This window comes from Cohnella sp. GCM10027633 (assembly GCF_042675445.1).
GTDB lineage: Bacteria > Bacillota > Bacilli > Paenibacillales > Paenibacillaceae > Cohnella.
In genome coordinates this window covers 787,747-804,559 of the sequence record NZ_JBHTGV010000002.1, presented here as the reverse complement: position 1 = coordinate 804,559, position 16,813 = coordinate 787,747, and the positions used below count along the sequence as shown (strand labels likewise).

The 16,813-nt window shown below is 58.4% G+C and carries 13 protein-coding genes and 6 tRNA genes; 4 read left to right on the top strand and 15 right to left on the bottom strand.

Features of this window, described 5'->3' with window-relative positions:
- Positions 1 to 36: 36 nt before the first annotated feature.
- The 7 genes from ACFQZG_RS07885 to ACFQZG_RS07855 all read right to left on the bottom strand — a co-directional run bounded on the left by ACFQZG_RS07885 (position 37) and on the right by ACFQZG_RS07855 (position 11,106).
- Complete coding sequence (locus ACFQZG_RS07885) at positions 37 to 1,980, bottom strand: glycoside hydrolase family 127 protein (RefSeq protein ID WP_378151600.1); 1,944 nt, start codon at positions 1,978 to 1,980, stop codon at positions 37 to 39.
- Between the two features lie 277 nt (positions 1,981 to 2,257).
- Positions 2,258 to 4,360 carry a hypothetical protein gene (locus ACFQZG_RS07880; RefSeq protein ID WP_378151121.1) on the bottom strand — a complete coding sequence of 701 codons (2,103 nt, stop codon included), beginning with the start codon at positions 4,358 to 4,360 and terminating at the stop codon, positions 2,258 to 2,260.
- Positions 4,361 to 4,365: 5 nt separating this feature from the next.
- Entirely contained in the window at positions 4,366 to 5,211 is an 846-nt protein-coding gene (locus tag ACFQZG_RS07875) for a carbohydrate ABC transporter permease (RefSeq protein WP_378151119.1), read from the bottom strand.
- A 35-nt stretch (positions 5,212 to 5,246) separates the two neighbouring features.
- On the bottom strand, positions 5,247 to 6,140 hold the full coding sequence (locus ACFQZG_RS07870; RefSeq protein ID WP_378151117.1) for a carbohydrate ABC transporter permease: 894 nt from the start codon (positions 6,138 to 6,140) through the stop codon (positions 5,247 to 5,249).
- Between the two features lie 104 nt (positions 6,141 to 6,244).
- Positions 6,245 to 7,591 (bottom strand): ABC transporter substrate-binding protein, encoded by a 1,347-nt coding sequence (locus ACFQZG_RS07865; RefSeq protein ID WP_378151115.1) that lies wholly within the window; start codon positions 7,589 to 7,591, stop codon positions 6,245 to 6,247.
- 101 nt (positions 7,592 to 7,692) lie between these two features.
- Positions 7,693 to 9,318 (bottom strand): response regulator, encoded by a 1,626-nt coding sequence (locus ACFQZG_RS07860; RefSeq protein WP_378151114.1) that lies wholly within the window; start codon positions 9,316 to 9,318, stop codon positions 7,693 to 7,695.
- A gap of 3 nt (positions 9,319 to 9,321) precedes the next feature.
- Positions 9,322 to 11,106, bottom strand: a complete 1,785-nt coding sequence (locus tag ACFQZG_RS07855; RefSeq protein ID WP_378151112.1) for a sensor histidine kinase — start codon at positions 11,104 to 11,106, stop codon at positions 9,322 to 9,324.
- A gap of 267 nt (positions 11,107 to 11,373) precedes the next feature.
- Between ACFQZG_RS07855 and ACFQZG_RS07850 the strand changes: the two genes are divergently transcribed.
- On the top strand, positions 11,374 to 12,015 hold the full coding sequence (locus ACFQZG_RS07850) for a metal-dependent hydrolase (protein WP_378151110.1): 642 nt from the start codon (positions 11,374 to 11,376) through the stop codon (positions 12,013 to 12,015).
- A 165-nt stretch (positions 12,016 to 12,180) separates the two neighbouring features.
- Here ACFQZG_RS07850 and ACFQZG_RS07845 read toward each other — a convergent pair.
- The 7 genes from ACFQZG_RS07845 to ACFQZG_RS07815 all read right to left on the bottom strand — a co-directional run bounded on the left by ACFQZG_RS07845 (position 12,181) and on the right by ACFQZG_RS07815 (position 13,510).
- A tRNA-Leu gene (locus ACFQZG_RS07845) sits at positions 12,181 to 12,266 on the bottom strand.
- Positions 12,267 to 12,369: 103 nt separating this feature from the next.
- Positions 12,370 to 12,609, bottom strand: a complete 240-nt coding sequence (locus ACFQZG_RS07840; RefSeq protein WP_378151108.1) for a hypothetical protein — start codon at positions 12,607 to 12,609, stop codon at positions 12,370 to 12,372.
- 156 nt (positions 12,610 to 12,765) lie between these two features.
- Positions 12,766 to 12,851: transfer RNA gene (locus ACFQZG_RS07835), tRNA-Leu, on the bottom strand.
- 51 nt (positions 12,852 to 12,902) lie between these two features.
- Positions 12,903 to 12,978 (bottom strand) — tRNA-Lys (locus tag ACFQZG_RS07830).
- Between the two features lie 3 nt (positions 12,979 to 12,981).
- Positions 12,982 to 13,056 (bottom strand) — tRNA-Glu (locus tag ACFQZG_RS07825).
- Positions 13,057 to 13,342: 286 nt separating this feature from the next.
- A tRNA-Ser gene (locus ACFQZG_RS07820) sits at positions 13,343 to 13,433 on the bottom strand.
- A 1-nt stretch (position 13,434) separates the two neighbouring features.
- Positions 13,435 to 13,510 (bottom strand) — tRNA-Asn (locus ACFQZG_RS07815).
- Positions 13,511 to 13,744: 234 nt separating this feature from the next.
- Here ACFQZG_RS07815 and ACFQZG_RS07810 point away from each other — a divergent pair.
- Together ACFQZG_RS07810 and ACFQZG_RS07805 are read left to right on the top strand one after the other, a co-directional pair.
- Complete coding sequence (locus tag ACFQZG_RS07810; RefSeq protein ID WP_378151106.1) at positions 13,745 to 14,272, top strand: TetR/AcrR family transcriptional regulator; 528 nt, start codon at positions 13,745 to 13,747, stop codon at positions 14,270 to 14,272.
- Positions 14,273 to 14,417: 145 nt separating this feature from the next.
- Positions 14,418 to 15,848 carry an MFS transporter gene (locus ACFQZG_RS07805; protein ID WP_378151104.1) on the top strand — a complete coding sequence of 477 codons (1,431 nt, stop codon included), beginning with the start codon at positions 14,418 to 14,420 and terminating at the stop codon, positions 15,846 to 15,848.
- On the opposite strand, the gene ACFQZG_RS07800 is transcribed toward ACFQZG_RS07805, so the two are convergent.
- Positions 15,829 to 16,284 (bottom strand): SprT family protein, encoded by a 456-nt coding sequence (locus tag ACFQZG_RS07800; protein WP_378151102.1) that lies wholly within the window; start codon positions 16,282 to 16,284, stop codon positions 15,829 to 15,831. The genes ACFQZG_RS07805 and ACFQZG_RS07800 overlap by 20 nt on opposite strands.
- 105 nt (positions 16,285 to 16,389) lie before the next feature.
- On the opposite strand from ACFQZG_RS07800, the gene ACFQZG_RS07795 reads away from it, so the two are divergent.
- The gene (locus ACFQZG_RS07795) at positions 16,390 to 16,746 is read left to right on the top strand and encodes a hydrolase/acyltransferase (protein ID WP_378151100.1); all 357 of its coding nucleotides are present in this window, start codon (positions 16,390 to 16,392) and stop codon (positions 16,744 to 16,746) included.
- Positions 16,747 to 16,813: the final 67 nt, after the last annotated feature.

Here is a 16,813-nt window from a genome sequence, read left to right as displayed (position 1 = left end):
TCGTCCGATCCCCTCTCCCGTCAAGCCGAACGCGAATTAGACGTCTCTCTCCCGAATCCACACCGACATCTCGCCCTCTTCGCGGTTCGCCCACGAATAGTATGGGATTAGCCGCACGGACGCCGGACGCTTCGCATAGCGCGCCGTCGTATATAGAGCGGTACCGACGCCCGACGGATCGGTTCTCCACGCGTCGTCCGATCGGAGCACGTAGACGCCGCCGAGCAACTCGGGCACGAACTCGCCCGCGAACGTCGCGTCGGAAGACAGCTGAACGTCTCGGAGATTCGCGCCGTTGTCCGCTTCTTCCATGCAATAGACGATCGGGCCGCGCTGTACGGCGACTTTGCCGTTCGCTTCCCGCACTTCCGGGTGGGAGCGGACGAGCGTCGCGGACATGTCCATCTCGATGTCCACGCGATCTCCTTCCTTCCATATTCGTCTTATTCTGGCATATCCCTTCCCGTCAACCCCGGCCGTCGGGATTCGCTCTCCGTTCACGCGAACGACCGTATCGCGCGACCATGCCGGCAGGCGCAATGCGAGCGTGAACTCGGCGGCAGGCGCTTGCTCGACCGTCAGCTCGACCGCGCCCGTCCACGGATAGTCCGTCCGTTGACGGAGAACGACGGCTTCGCCTTGGATCGCATGATCCAATCGGCTTCCTATATAGAGATGAACGTATATTTCCTCTTCGTTAGTAGAGTAGATGTAATTTCCCAGAGAGGCGATCAACCGGGCGATGTTCGGCGGGCAGCACGCGCAGCCGAACCAAGGCTGGCGACGCGTCTTCGCGCCCGGAATGTCGTCCCGCTTGCCGCTGATAACCGGCCATACCTCGAGCGGATTGACGTAGAAGTAGCTTCGGCCGTCCAAGGAGATGCCGCTGAGCAATCCGTTGTACAGAATCCGCTCCATGACGTCGGCGTACCGCGAATCTCCTTCGATCTGCAGCAGGCGGTGCCCCCAATTGAGAAGCGCGATCGCGGCGCACGTCTCGGCGTAGGCGCGTTCGTTCGGCAAGTCGTAGTCGAACGAGAACGCTTCGTAGTAGTCGGAAGAGCCGATGCCGCCCGTGACGTACATTCTGCGCTCGACGACGTTATCCCATAATTTCCGGATCGCTTCATACAAAGAAGCGTCCTCGTATTCGTCCGCGATATCCGTGGCGCCGGCGAACAAGTACGCCGCCCGGACCGAGTGTCCTTCGGCGGAAGCTTGCTCCCGGATCGGCGCCTGCGATTGGAAGTACGCCATCGCCCGCCGTTCGACGCGCTCTTGCTTCCCCGCATCCTGACGCGCCTTCAGCTCCACGTCGAAATACTTCGGATCTTGGCCGCGTTCCTCGACGAAGAACTGGGCCGTCTCCAAGTAGGAGGCGTTGCCGGTTGCCCGGTACAGCTTAACGAGGGCGAGCTCGATCTCGGGGTGGCCGCAATAGCCGGGCAGCTGCCCTTCGCGCGGACCGAACGTCTCCGCGATATGGTCCGCGAATTTGCACAGGATTTCGAGCACGCGCGGCTTGCCCGTCGCTTCGTAGTAGGCGACCGCCGCTTCCATCAGATGACCGGCGTTGTACATCTCGTGGTCGTCGCGGACGTTCGACCATTGCTCGCCCGGCTTCTGAAGCTGGTAGTACGTTCCGATATAGCCGTCTTCCGACTGGGCGCGGCCGATCAATTCGATCGCATCGTCGGCCAGCTTCTCGAGCGCGTCGTCGCGCTTCTGCTGCAAGACGAACCCGACCGTCTCCAGCCATTTGGCCAGATCGCTATCCTGGAATACGAAGCCGTGATGACCGCCTTGCTTGCCTTCCGCTGCCGCGCGGAAGTTGGCGATCGTGCCGCTCGGCTCCGCCCCCTCGACGAGATCGTTGAGCGCCTCCCATTGATACGGCACGACCACGTCGCGTACGAGCCGCTGCCGCGGCTCCCAGAATCGATCCTCGATCGTCGTTCTCGCGATGCTAACCGGATTCATGATTCTCACTTGTCCGTTCCGCTCCCCTCGCTCTATTTATCGCGTATGCGATAAGCGATTTCCTGACTCTTCCAAGTTACCACGCCCCGGAAAGCGGTGTCAGTCCGTTAAAAGGACACAATAGGTAGATAAAACCGACTTTTCGGACAACAAAAAAAGCCCGACGAGATCGGCGGGGAATCATCCCGTTCACTCTCCTCGGAAAATACGAAAAAACCCCGGCATGCCCTCGCATCCGGGGTTGTTCTCGCTGGCCAATCTGGTCATATCTTTATCGTTACTTGGCTTCTCCGGCAACGGTCGCGCCGATAACCGAGACTCTCTGCTTGAATTCGGCAAGCGATGCGGCAGCCGCCCCGCAGCCCCAATCGAAAATCGTGAACTCCCCGAGCCCGTCGACGGGCGTTCCGTCATGATGGTTGAAGTTCTCCATGTGGAAGCCGTAGTCGCGCTCGTCGAAGTGCGGATGCACGCGTTCGTACATTTCCTTGACCGCCGGATTCTCCGGACAATACATCATATAGAAGGAGGACTTCATCGCCCAAATCGCCCGAGCGCGATAGCTTTCGTTCCCCGTCAGCCGGTAATAATCCCAGTAGGTTAACGCGAACAAGCTTTGCCTCGCGTCGTTCCATTCGTCGTCGCTCGTCATGACGCCGAAGCCGCCGATCGTGGGCACCGGAATATAAGAGGGCTGCCAAATCTGCTGATAGAGCGAAGCTTCGGCCAGCACTTGTTCCCCGTAATCCAGCCATTCCCGCTCTCCCGTCAGCGAATACAAATCTTTCAGCGCTTCCGCCGTCCAATACATGCCGAAGTTGCACTGGTTATATAGCCCGCTGCGGGCGTCCGGCTCGGCGTACTGCTTACCGTCCCATTGCCTGGAGCAAGACCAGTACGTTTCGAAATCTTCCCAGCGGCCTTCCGGCACAATCCGTTCCGTAACGAAACGGGCCGCTTCGCGGGCGGCGGCAACGAGCCTCGCTTCCGGTTCGCCTCTCTCCTCGAGCACGCGGGATAACGAACAGAGCAGCATGACGTGGGCCGACGTTTCCGGGCTCTCTAACAGGTAAGGCGAGACGCTTCCCCCTTGCATCCTCACCCAGGCGGGGAACGAGCCGTCCTCCCGTTGCAGAGTCAGCAGCCGGTTTGCGTATTTCGACACGTAAGGAACGATTCTTTCGTCCGCCCGAATATCCCGATGCCACTTCAGCAGCCACAGGCACGTCCAGGAAGAATCCAGCAAGTGAACGTACTCCTCGTGCCCGGCCGGCCGCCGGGGACCGGACATGACCCAGCCCCCTTCTTCCCATCGGCCGCTCTTTCCGGCTTGATAATAGCCCGGGAACAACCCGTCGATTTGAGGTGCGGACAACGCGAAGTTAAGCGCCAGCTCCGCCTTCCGGACCCAATCGGCGCGACCCGTCTCGAGCCCCCGCCGGCCGTAGCCGTAAGCGGTCCGCATCCCGCAGAACCACGCCTGGTTCCAGAGGCTTTTCGGCTCGCGCCATTCGACCTCCCGGCCGAAGCCCGGCTTCTGCGCCGCGCGAACGAGGAACACGACGCCCCCGACCTCGTCTCCTTCGAACGTAACGAACTGCTGCCAAGTCACGTCCTTCCAGCGGTCCAACGCCCATTCATAGGCGTAATCGGCGTACGGCTCGAGCCCGGCCAGGAACCCGCTGACGCCGATTTCGCCGCCGTCGCCCGCTCCCGCCTCCTCCGCCCGCATGGCGCGCTCTCCGAATCGGTTCCACAGGAAGCGTTCGACTTTCCGGAAATCCTTCGGCCTCCGGCCCTCTTCTTTCTCCCACTCGACCAGGTAGAACCGGAATCCGATCGGCTCCGGCAGCACGCGGGAAGTCGGCGTCAACCGATGGTACACGTGACCGGTTTCCTCATAGTCGCACAGGCCGTACATGAGGGTGCGGTCCGGCAGCGAGTAGTCCATGACGTGAGGCACGACGCGCCCTTGCACCGAATCCAAATCCGGAACGAGCGCGGCCATCGTTCGATCGTTCTCGAAGACGATGGCCGGCGACCGGAACAGCTTGTCTCCGATCGCCATCTCCTTGAGCGGCGCCAGGTGCGGCTTCCATGCGCAGCGGAGGGACGAGTCGTTCTGCATGTGCAATAGAATTCCGGAGAACGAACAGTCGGGCCTCTTGGGAATCACCGTCAACTCCAAAGCCGCGACTTTTTCGCCGCTCGCCGCCCGACGCTCCCAGTCGAGCTTCACCTCCGCTTCGAAGTCCCCCGCGTCGGCCGTCCATCTGGCCCCGTTCTCGTCGTACCAGGCTCGGTCGATGCTCAAGTCGCGCCACGCCCCGTCTTGAAACCGGCGAAGGCTGAACCACTCGTTTAACCAGTCTGGAAGCATAAGCCTCACCCTTTCACTCCGGACATCGTGATGCCCTGTACGTAATAGCGTTGCAAGAACAGGAACACGACCAGTACCGGCACCGAGCTGATCGTCGTCGCCGCCATGATTTTGCCCCACGAAATGTTGCGAAGGGACTGGAACGAGGAGATCGCCACTTGGATGACTTGCTTCTTCTCCTCGTTAATGACGACCAGCGGCCACAGGAAAGAATCCCATTGGTTTAGGAACGTCATGATTCCGAGCGTGATGATCGCCGGCACCGCGGTCGGCAGCACGATTATGCCGAATATGCGCAGCCACCCCGCTCCGTCCATTCTCGCCGCGTCCAGAATGTCCCGGGGAATGTCGGAGAAAAACTGCACGAGCATGAAGATGCCGAATACCCAGACGATCTGCGGAACGATAAGCGCCAGGAAGGAGTTGATCCAATCCAAATCCCGCATGAGCAAATATTGCGGAATCATGATGACCTCGTAAGGAATGACCAGAGAAGACATGAACAGCATAAGCAGCGCTTTTTTGAACGGAAATCTCAGCTTCGCGAAAGCGAAAGCAGCCAGAGCGTTGCAGATCAGCCCGAACGAGGTAACCAAAACGGCCACGAACAGCGTGTTGAGCATATATCTTCCGAACGGCTTACTAGGATCGAGAAAAATTTCCTTGTAGTTTTGCAGCGTCCAATTGACGGGCAGGAACAATTCCTTGCTCAAAGTCGTGTATTTGAAAATTTCTTCGTGCGTTCGAAACGAGCTCATCGTCATCCAGTAAATCGGAAACAAAGCGACGATGGCGACGGCGATCAAGACCGCCCAACGAACGATGGCGATCAGCGGCATTGTCCGGTTCATCGGAAACACCCTCCTTGCTTCTTAAAGTTATGCGGTTAGTACTCGACGTCCGTACGGAAAATCCTCAATTGCACGACGGAGATCATCAGGACGAGGAAGAAGAACAAGAATGCGGCGGCAGCCGCATACCCCATGTTCATCTGCTTGAAAGCCGTCTCGTAGATAAAATGGACGACGGTGCTCGTCGAGCCCGCCGGACCTCCGCTCGTCGTAATGTAAATCGGAATGAAAATCTTGAGCGCGTCCATCGTCGTGATAATGACCACGAAAGCCATCGTGCGCTTCAAGAGAGGCAGCGTGATTAGGAAAAAGCGTTGCGCGGGACTCGCCCCGTCCACCTGGGCTGCCTCGTAGAGGGCGTCGGGAATGTTGTTCAGGCCGGCCAGGAAAATGACCATGACAAAGCCCATCGCGCGCCAGATGCACAGAACGATAATGCCCAGCATCGAAATATCGGGATTCGAAAGGAAGTCGACCCCGGAGAATCCAAGCCCTTTCAGGATGACGTTCAGCATGCCGTAATCCTTGTTGTACATAAGGCGAAAGATCGTCGACGCGATCGCGAAGGACACGACGACGGGTACGAAATAGACGGTCCGAAAAAAACCGACTCCCCTGAACTTTCTTTGGACGAGCAAAGCCAAGCCTAGCGAAATCGCGGTCTGAACAGGCAGGACGACGAGCGTGAAGTAGAACGAATGCCACAGGCTGCCGCCGAACTCCCCGTCCGTAAACAGCTTGGCGTAATTGTCGAAGCCCGCGAAGGAAGACCGGCTCGAGATGAGATTGTAATTCTCGAAGCTGATCAATAGCGCGCGAAACATCGGATAGAAGATAAAAACGGCCAGCAGGATAAACGCGGGCAGAATGAACAGATAGGCAGCCCGCGATTCCTGTTTGTCGTACGAAGCGAAGCTTGGTTTTCTCACGGAAAATCCCTCCTTGCACCATTTCCTTAGCGTCCGGCGAAACGGGAAAGGGAGTAAGGTTTGCAGCCTTCCCTACTCCCTGCCCTGGTCGGTATGATGATCTCCTATTTCTTCTGAAGCGCGAGTCCGTCTTCGATTTTTTTGACCGCTTTGGCGAGCGACTCGTCGATATTCGCGTCGCCCAAGCCGACGTCCTCGAACAGAAGCCGAATCGCTTCGCTGATCGCCGGGTAAGCCGGCGTAACCGGACGCGGATGCCCGTATTTGGAGAGCTGTTCGGCGTAAATGTTCATCGGGTACTCATTCAATTCGGCGAACGCGTCGAACGTGGATTGGCGCGCCGGAAGGTTTTTCGTTTCCTCGTACCACACTTTGGAGCCTTCGACTCCGGTCACCCAGTTCACGAATGCCCAAGCTTCGTCCGGATGCTCGGATTTCGACGTGATCGCCATGCCCCAGCTTCCGGTCGTTCCGATCATTCTTTGGTCTTTCCAGAGCGGCGCTACGTCGTAGGACTCGCCGAGCTTAAAGTCCGGGAAATTCTGCTCCTGGTAGGAGAAGGCGAACGGACCGTCCACGTGAATGGCGACTTTGCCGTTCCAGAACGCGTCCTGCGGCAGCTCTTTCGGAGACACCTTCTCGGTATTGAAAAGGGACCGCCAGAAAGCCATCGCTTTTTTCGATTCCGGGGAATCCAGGTACCCTTTCGACGTCGTGCCGTCCGGGCTGAGAATTTCGGCGCCGGCCTGCCACAGGAACGCCATTTCGGAATAAGGAGCGCCTTCGTGTCCGGCGAAGCCCCACGGCGTCGGGTTCCAGCCGTAGACGCCTTGGGCGGGATCGTTCAGCTTGCGGGCGGCGTCCAGCACCTGCTCCCACGTCCAAGCTTCGTCGACGTTTTTGGAAGGAAGCGGAATGCCCTTCTCCTCGAACATCTTCTTGTTGTAGAACATGACGATCGTGCCTTCGTTGTTCGGCGCGGCGTACATTTTGCCGTTGAAGGTCAAGCCCTCGATAACCGGCTTCAGCAGGTCGTCCTTGTTGCCGTCCTTCGCGAAGTAATCGTCCAGCGGAATGATCGCTTCCTGGTTCGCGTACGAAGCCAGCGTCGGCGCGTCCAGCGCCATGATGTCCGGCGGATTCCCGCCCGCCAGCGCCGTGCGGATTTTCGTCTCGTACTGGTCGTTCGGGATCATCTGGAAGTCGATCTTGATGTTCGGATGCTTCTCCTCGAAGGAAGCGATCAGCTTCTTGAACGCTTCGGCTTCGGGAGCGTAATCGTGCCGCCAGAACGAAAGCGTCACGGATTCTCCTTCCGCGGCGGCGGATTCCCCGCCGGAAGCTTCGGCGACGCCCGAAGCCGAGCTCTCGTTCGAACCCGAATTCGAAGAACAAGCAGCCATGCCCAATGCTAGAATGACGGAGAGCGCAAGCAACAAACCCTTTTTCATAGAACCCCTCACCTTTTCGGCTGATTGACGTGCTCCTTCAGGCTAGCACCCGATCGGCCGCTCTTGAATGCAATCGCTTTGGATGTTGGCATATAAAATATTCAGGACCGGAAAGACGAGGCTTGCGCGCGGAATTCGTTGGGGCTGATCCCGTAATGTTTCTTGAACACGCTGCTCAAGTAGCTGGCGTTCGCGAAGCCGACCAGCTCGGCGATATCGGACAGCCGCAGCTGCGGGTCGCGCAGAAGCTCCGCCGCTTTGCCGATGCGCACCTGCGCGACGTAGTCGACGAACGTCGTTCCCGTCTGCTTCTTGAACAGCTCCGACAGGTAGGTCGCGTTGATATGGAAACGTTCCGCGAGCATCGTTAAGCTCAGTTCGTTCATATAACTGCCGTCGATATGCTTCCGAATCGCTTCGACGGCTTCGATGCCGCCGGAGACGCGCGAGCTCTTGATGCCTTCGGCGACCTGCGCCGCGATCCCCGACAAGTAAGGAATCGCCGACGCTTCCGTCCGGCGCCTCCAGATTTCGTCCGGAAACATCCATTGCCGGGTGTCGGGAACGGCGAGATGGTGCTTGCCGGCGAGATGGTCGAGCAGCAGGACGACCCGAAGGATGAATGCGGCCACCGCTTGCACCTGGTTTCGTCCCGACTGGACGACGGCTTCCGCCATGCTCTCGAAGCCGGCCAAGTCCCCGTTCTCCACCGCGAGCGTCATCCGTTTCTCGATTTCCGGGAACAGTTTCATGAGCGCGTCCGCGGCATCGTCCGGCCTCACGATCTGGGAGGAGACGCCGGACTGGCTCCGGCTCCAGGCGAGCAGGGACGAGAGGAAGCTTTTTCGGATGTCGCGAACTCCGCCTACGCAAACTCCGATGCCGAACACCCCTTCCGCCTTCAGGAAGTGCCGGATATTGCTTTGCAGCCTGAGGCACAACGCGTCCGCGAGCGTATCCTTCTCCGGATCGGCGGAAGAGGAAGCGATCAGGAAAAACATCATCTGCGGATAGCCTCGGTGACGGAAAGGAAACACCTGCGGCGACCATGCCGCTTCCGCCGCGGTTTCCCGGCACACAAGCTCGAAGGCGAGCCGGAACAAGCCGTTCCCGTCCGCCCGCTCTCCCAGCCTTCCTTCCGGAATCCGATACTCCGAGCAGACGAAGCGCAAGCGACGGCCTTCGGCGAATACCCCGTCCATGCCTAGCCGACGCGCTTCCTCGAGGAGAGAATCCTCGCGGCCTTCTTCCTCGTTGGACACCCACTCGAGCATCAGTTGGTCCTGCAGCGCGGAACGGCTGAGCAGCAACTGGTGCTGCAACCGAAGCCGGCTCGATTCCGTCGTCCTCTTCCGGTCCAGCTCATCGCGCAGCTTGCCCAGCAAGTGGATCAATTCGCTTCTCACCACGGGCTTCAGGAGGTAATCCCGGGCGCCGTGCTGCATCGCGGCTTTCACGTAGTGGAAGTCGTCGTGGCCCGAAAGCACGACGAACCGGACGTCCGGGCGGTTCTCCGCGCATTGCTTCAATAATTCCAATCCGCTCATGATCGGCATGCGGATATCCGTCACGATCAGATCGAACGGCTCCCGTTCCAGGAGAGCGAGCGCCTCCCTGCCGTCTCCCGCTTCTCCCGCGACGGAGAATCCGAGCGATTCCCAATCGATTTTGATTTTCAAGCCGCTTCGCACTTCATATTCGTCGTCTACCAACAACACCCTGTACATCGTTTATTCCTCCTTCAGCGGCAAACGGATCTTAATGCAGGTTCCTTCGTCCGGAGCGGATTCCAGTAGGATGGAGAAGCTTTCGCCGTAATGAAGGAAACATCTGGCGAGCACGTTGCGAAGGCCGATCCGGCGGCCTTGCGCGCCCAGCACGTCGGTCATCTCGCTGCGGGACATTTCCCGTTTCAGTTCCTCGATCGTCGCCAGCGGCATGCCGGGTCCGTTGTCGGCGATTTCGATTTCCAAGCGGTCGCCGGCTTTTCGCGTTTCGAGCGTCACGATCGCTCCGGCCGGATTTTCAAGCCCGAACTTGATGGCGTTCTCGACCAGCGGCTGCAGGATGAACTTGATGACCTCTGCGTTCCCGAGCTCCGGTCCTTCCCGGATTTCTACCCGTAAACGTTCCCCGAAGCGAACCTTCATGATCGAGACGTAATCCCGAATGTACTGGATTTCTTCCCGAAGCTTCGTCAAGTCGCTGTCGGCGCGCAAGGAATACCGCAGCATCTGCCCGAGCCGTTCGGTAACGTCGACGACTTCGTCGCTCCGTTTTTGAGCCGACAGGCTGCCTATCGCTTCCAGCGTGTTGTAGAGAAAATGCGGATTGATCTGCATGAGCAAAGCTTTGTATTCCGCGTCCTTGCGCCGCATGTTCGCCCGGAATTCGGTCTCGATCAAGAAGCGCAGGCGCTCTACCATGTTGCGGAACACTTTGACCACGTAGCCGACCTCGTTGCGGGGAAGCGGCATTCGCGTCAAGGCGTCGTCGGTTTCCCGGCCGAATTCGCCTCGTTCGACGAGCCGCATCGAGCTCGCGAGCCGGGTGAGCGGCCTCGCGATTCCGGACGACAGCCAGAACGCCGCGCCCATCGTGACGAGGAGCAACAGCGCCGCCACGACCGTCATCGTCTGCTGAACGCGTTTCATTTTCTCGAACAGCTCGGCTTCGGGCACTTCCCCGATGAGAATCCAGTCGGCTCGTTTGATTTTGCGGTAGAGCACGCGGTGATTCTCGCCGTTCTGTTCGACGGTCAGCTTGCCTCCGGTATGCTTGTCTTCGCGGATAACTTGCATCCGGTCCAGGAAGCCCGACATCCCTTCATCGATTCGCTGTTCCAGCACCGGCTTCCCTTGCCCGTCCAGCAAATACAGGCGTCCGGTTTCCCCGAATTTGATCCGGTCCAGCGATGCTTGGATTTGGGAAGTCCGGAAGTTCAGCTTCAGCACGCCGATTTTGCGGAAGGAACTTAACTGCACGAGATCGTACAACAGGCTGTTCATCGGAAACTCCTGCAAGTACCCCGGCTGATACGGATCGAGATGCGACGGAACCCAGCGGATATCGGACCGCATGAAGTTCTCGTACCAGGAGCTTTCCAGAAACGCGGGATCGTGGAAGTTGTAAATTCCGACCGCGGTTCCGTTCTTGTTGAATAGAGTAATGGAAGAGATCGTGGAATGGTTGATCGCGATGGAAGTCAGGAATTTGCGCAGCTCCGTGTCCCTGGCGATTTTCTCGGCTTGGGGGAGGTTTTTGTCCAACTGGGCGGCGATCCACTGCTGGGTCACCTCGTTGCTGAGCACCTGGTTGGCCACGTCCTCGACCTGAGTCGCCAGCGTATTCACGAACGAAGCGAACTGGTCCATCGTCTGCGTCGTCGATTCCTCGATGGAGGTGCCGATCACGGAGTTGGACACTTGCGTCAGGATGACGACCATCGTCATGAACGGAACGATCAGAAGAGCGATGAACGTGGCGGATAATCGGGTTCTGAGCGAGTAGAACATGGAAGCGCCCTCCGAATCGGGAAAACTCCCTCCGGTCTGGGCCTGAAGGGAGTTGTCGAGATTTAGCGAAAAAGTAAGCAAGCTACCTTCACTTTATCAGAGTTTGAACATTCCGGGAATTCGGTTTTTTCGGAAGGAAGCATCCGTTTTTTTCGGAACCCGCGTCCTTCTTAATAGGTACCAATAGAACATGCGGAACGGGCCGGAGAATGATAAAGTGGGATTTATCTGTTTCTATCATCCTGTCAGTCAAACGGAGGTTGCATTATGAAAGGTTCTACGCACGCGATCATCGGAGGCGTTATCGGCGCCGCCGCCTGCGCGTATTATCCGGTCGATCTCGAATCCGCCGCCTATTACGCGACCGTCGCGGTCTTCTCGGCGCTCAGCGCGGATTTGGACGGCTCGAGCATGCTGACCGCCAAACTCGGCAAGCTGTCGAGGCGCATCCGGGAATCGGGCATCTGGACGGGCGTGGCCGCTCTGGCCGTGCTAGGTTACGTGTACTTGGACTCGGGCCGGCTGTATCCGGTCGCCGCGGCGATCGCGGCCACGCTCGCGCTGCTCGGGTTCATCTCCAAGGTAGGCGTCATCCGCAACGCGTTGGTCAGCGCGATCGGAGCCGCCGCGCTCTATTTCGGCTGGAAAGCCGGGCACGCGTGGTTGATCGGACTCGGAGCCTACATCGCCTGGGTTCCGTGGCTGGCCCACCGGGGAATGACGCACACGATCTGGGCGATCGCGGCCTGGGGCTGGATCGGTTACGCGCTAGAATCCGAATCGGGCATCGATGGCGTCATGCTCGTCTCCGTCGCGGGCTACGCCTCGCATCTGATCGCCGACACGCTGACGCCTCAAGGCGTCAAATGGTTATATCCGCTGTTCAATAAATCGATTAAGCTGCCTTAGATCGGCTACAGCGGCGACAGCACGGACGTCTTCGACCCGCTCGAGACGTCCGTCAACATCGCCGATCGGGAAGCTCATGAAGAAAGCGGCAGCAGCGATTCGAACGCGTCGGATAGAAATAAAAAAAGAACCTTTGCTCAGCAAAGGTTCCGTTATGATCGAATATGGTGCGGTCGAGAGGACTCGAACCTCCACGGTATTGCTACCGCCAGCCCCTCAAGCTGGTGCGTCTGCCATTCCGCCACGACCGCATAGTGTTAACGACTTCGAACACTATTCAGAAGTATAGTCGTTAGACGGCGAAATGTAAAGCTTCAAGCGAATAGTCGTAATATTCGAATGACTTGCGGGAGTTTAGATCAGGAATATCGCCAGCAGCGTGAACAACGAAAGCGCCAGCACGTCGAAGCCGTAGCCGCCGTAGCCGTAACCTCCGCCTGGGAACCATGCCGACAGCCGGAGGCCTCCCGACGTCCGCAAATACACATTGTTGCTGTCCACGTCCACGATGGTGCCCTCGTATACGCCGCAACGCGTCTGCAGGCGCACACGGCGATTCACGTGCTTCTTGCACAAGTGGTACATTTCGTCCATTCCAATGGCATCCTCTCGATCATATAGTCGTGAAGCTTCTATAAGATATGCCGGACATGCGTACGGAAACTGGATGCTCGGCGAAATGTGCGGTTGTCCGAACTCCGAACGCAACAAAAAAATCCTTGCTTCCGCAAGGATTCGTCATTATCGATATGGTGCGGTCGAGAGGACTCGAACCTCCACGAGATTGCTCCCGCCAGCCCCTCAAGCTGGTGCGTCTGCCATTCCGCCACGACCGCATATTCGATTGTCGTCCGATTCGGCTTCTTGCGCCAACTTCGAACTATAAATGGTGAGCCATGTAGGACTCGAACCTACGACACCCTGATTAAAAGTCAGGTGCTCTACCAACTGAGCTAATGGCTCGCATGGTGACCCCTAGGGGATTCGAACCCCTGTTACCTCCGTGAAAGGGAGGTGTCTTAACCGCTTGACCAAGGGGCCATTCGCGAGCTGTTTTACCGTTTTTTTCGGTTGCCCGTTTCAGACGACAAATATGAGTATATCCGAATGGCTGGCTAAAGGCAAGTCCTTTTTATGATTAATTTCCGAGGTAAAATCATACAGTGGATTTGCGTTCTTCAGGGCGTCGGTAGCCGGGAAACATAACTCGATCTCGCCGCGCTAATGCGAGCAACCGAGACGCTTTTCTCCCCGCCGCCGGAAAATCAAAAAGAGCCCGAAGGCCGAAGCCTTGCGGACTCTTTCAAGTCGTCTGATTGAAAATTCGTGGCGGAGAAGGAGGGATTCGAACCCTCGCACCACTTGCGCAGTCTAACCCCTTAGCAGAGGGTCCCCTTGAGCCACTTGGGTACTTCTCCATGGCTCCCCGAACAGGACTCGAACCTGTGACAACTCGATTAACAGTCGAGTGCTCTACCAACTGAGCTATCAGGGAATATTACTTTTTCAAAAGCGACAATTAGTAATTTACCATGCTTCAATATCGAAGTCAAGCAATGCGAAACAATTTGTCCGCATGTAAAAAATTCCATCCCGTTCGGCCCGATTTTAAGCCATCCTACGCAAAAGGAGTTGACGGCCGCTTATCCGCTGTGTTATTTATTGATTAATAAATCAAAATTTCCGACCAACCGCATCTCCACCTCGCATCATAGAAGGAGCAACGCCCATGAGCCCCAAAGACGAAGTCGTCGCCAACCGCAAGGAGCAAATCATGCAATGCGCCGCCGCCCTATTCGCGGAGCAAGGCTACTATAAGACGACGACGGCGCATATCGCCTCGGCGGCCGGCGTCACGCAGCCGTACGTATTCCACTTCTTCAAGTCGAAGGAGCAGCTCTATATCGACGTCCTGAGCCGCGCGTACGAGCGCCTGCGACTCGCCTTCGCCTCGGTCGAAGCGCCGGCGAACGAGTTGAGCTTCCGAATGGGCAGCGCGTTCAACGAGCTGCTCGCCACGCACCGCAACGAGATGCTGTTGCTCATGCAATGCTTCGCGACGCCGGAAGCCGAAGTCCGGAAGTTCTCGACCGAGTGCTTCTCCGCGATCTACGATACCGTCAAGTCGCGCTACGAACAAGCGGGCGTCGATAATCCTGGTCACGAAGCGAGCATGTTCATTTCGTGCGGGTTCGTCATTACGCTATCCGAGGTGCTCGGGCTGCAGAAGCTCATCCCTTGGGGCGGTCTCCGTTAAGGCGGAGATTTTTTACGGCCTTTATTTATTGATTGATAAATCAGAGAATGGCCCAAACCCGCATTATCCCTACGATCCCCGCTTCCGCGGTTTCCATATAGAGATTACTTATTTATTAATAAATAAAAATAGGAGTGATATCCCTATGTTCACCCCCGCTCGCGTTCGCCTGCTGTTCGTCACCTGCATCGCCCTGTTCATGGCCATGCTCGATAATCTGGTGCTCGGCGTGGCGCTTCCTTCCATACAGGAAGATCTCGGCGCATCGCTATCCGACCTGGAATGGTTCATGAACGCCTACACGCTCGCCTTCGCCGTCTTGCTCATCCCGTTCAGCGTGCTGGGCGACTCGATCGGCAGGAAGCGCGTCTTCCTCGCCGGCGTCGTCGTCTTCACGCTCGGCTCGTTATTGTCGGGCCTGTCCGAGTCTTCGCTCGCGCTCATTCTGTCCCGCGCTCTGCAAGGCGTCGGCGGAGCCGCCATCGTGCCGCTCAGTCTCACGCTCGTCAACGCCGCTTTCCCTCCGGAGAAGCGCGCGGCGGCGCTCGGCCTCTGGTCCGGCATCGCCGGCCTCGGTCTCAGCATCGGTCCGCTCGTCGGCGGTCTCATCATGGAAGGCGCGCCTTGGCAAATGATCTTCTACGTCAACGTCCCGATCGGCATCGTCGCCTTCGCGCTCGGCTTGAAATGGCTTCAGCCTTCCCTCGGCGCCCGCAAGCCGTTCGATCCGCTCGGCATCTTGCTCCTGACGTCCGGCCTCCTCGGCATCGTCTTCGGCCTCGAACGGGGCAACGCCGAAGGCTGGGGCTCCGCGGTCGTCGTCGCTTCGCTGGCCGGAGGCTTCCTCCTGCTCGTCCTGTTCTACTTATGGGAACGCAAACGAACGAATCCGTTCGTCCGCTTCGACTTGTTCCGCCGTCCCGCGTATGCCTCTTACGTCTTCGCGGGCTTCTGGATGAACGCGGGCGTATTCGGCGCCATCTTCCTGCTCACGCTGTTCCTGCAGCAGGCGCAAGGCAACTCGCCCCTTGGCGCGGGCGTTCGCGAGATGGCATGGACGACGATGACGATGATCGCCGCCCCGCTCGCCGGTCTCGCCATCAACCGATTCGGCAACAAGCGCGTGCTGCTCGTCGGTCTCGCCATGCAAGCGATCGCGCTCGCCTGGTTCGCCTGGCTGCTCGCCGAACGTGGGGCCGACTTCCCGTTCCTCGCGATGCTCGGTCCGATGATGCTCGCCGGCACCGGCATGGGACTCAGCTTCACGCCGCTGTCCCACGGCTCGCTGACGGCCGTTCCCGAAGACGCCGCCGGAGAAGCGAGCGGCATGGGCAACGCGACGAGAGAGCTCGGCGGCGTGTTCGGCATCGCCATCGCAGGCCTCATCTTCCAGTCCGGCGGAGAGATCCGTTCTCCGCAGCAGTTCGCGGACCATCTCGTGCCGAGCTTGGCCTCCGGAGCGCTCATGATGGCCGTCGCGCTCGTCGGCATCGCCTTGTTCGTCCGCGGCCGCAAGCAACGCCATGACTCTCCCAACGTCGCGAATGCAGCCGCTCCTACGCCTGAAGGAGCTTAAGCTTGCCTCTGCATTTGCCGCACACGTACTTGCGCGGATCTACCCGTCGCTTGCGAGGATATGCCATCCCGCAAGCTTGGCAACTGAGCACGTACTTCACCGGCAACGTTCTCGCCGCGCCCGGCAACGCCTTGCAATGCCGGGTCGCGCCGACCTGTTGGAGAAGCGCCTTGAAGTCCGCGTCGCGATGCTGGTATCCCCGGCGCTGAAGATGAAGATGATAATGGCATAGCTCGTGCTTGATGATCGCTTCGGTGTCCGCTTCCCCGTGCGCCTCGAGCTGATGCGGGCTGATCTCGATGTTATGGCTCTTCATGAAATAGCGTCCGCCCGTCGTGCGCAGACGCGAGTTGAACGTCGCCTTGTGCAGGAACGGTCGGCCGAACGAGGCGATCGACACTCGCTCGACCCATGCTTGCAATTGTTCGTCGGTCATTCCGGGCATTCCGTCCCGCCCTTTCGTTAAGCTTGCCTACTTGAATTGTAGTCCGCGATTGGGCTACACTGTCAAGTAGAATTGGACGAGGGGGAACGGCATCTCATGCCCGAAATGTCTTATGTAATCCTGCGGCGGGAACAAGGCGAACTGGAATTCGTGGAAATGCCCGCGTCGCACGCTTATCAGCTTAGCGCGCTTAATCTTCGCTTGCACAAGGAGCTGTCGAAGCTGACGGCCGACAACGTGCCGAAGCTGCCCCGGGCGGTCGCCGAGTGCAAGGCGCTCGAGCTGCTGAACGAGAACGAAGCGCCGATCGGCGGGTTGGACTATATTAACGGTCTCGAGAAGGAATTCGCCGCCATTCGCGAAGGCGCCTACCCGCTCGTGTCCCTGCTGACGGAAATCCGCGCCTTGCAAGCCCAACTGGAGCAATGGTACGAGGAAGAGGATATGCTGTAACCCTGTTTTTCGACAGTTCCTTCGATCGGACCTGCACGGACATTCGCCTACTCCCATATGCTTAACA